Below are 380 nucleotides of genomic sequence, written 5' to 3'. Positions count from 1 at the left end.
GCATCGCCGAGCGGCGCTTCCCGATCCTCGTGCTGTGGAGCGAGGTCGCCGCGGGCGGGCACTTCCCGGCGCTGGAGGTGCCCGAGCTCCTCGCGGGCGACCTGCGCTCCTTCGCCCGCGCCGTCCGGGCCCACGAGGCCGCCGCCGAGCAGCCCAAGCCGGCGCCCGTCCCGTCCCACGAGCGTGACCGGCGTTCCGACGTGTTCTCTGCCGCTCTCTTCGCACTGGTGTTGGGCGTCACCGCCCCCGGCGACTCCAAGGTGACCGCCGTAATACGCCGGAAGGCAGAGAAGCTGACCGCCGACCAGGGCGGCAAGGTGACCATCGACCAGCTCCGTGAGCTGGGCCTGAGCCGCCGCACGGCGACCGACCTGCGCCGT

1 pseudogene is annotated in these 380 nt (G+C 73.7%); it reads left to right on the top strand.

Annotated elements, in window-relative coordinates:
- Positions 1–380: pseudogene (locus tag PUR71_RS00630) on the top strand (hypothetical protein); the annotation flags it as partial.

This window comes from Streptomyces sp. SP17BM10 (assembly GCF_036322405.1).
In the GTDB taxonomy this organism is placed as follows: domain Bacteria; phylum Actinomycetota; class Actinomycetes; order Streptomycetales; family Streptomycetaceae; genus Kitasatospora.
Note: the sequence above shows the minus strand (reverse complement) of the source record. Positions and strands in the feature narration are given on the sequence as shown.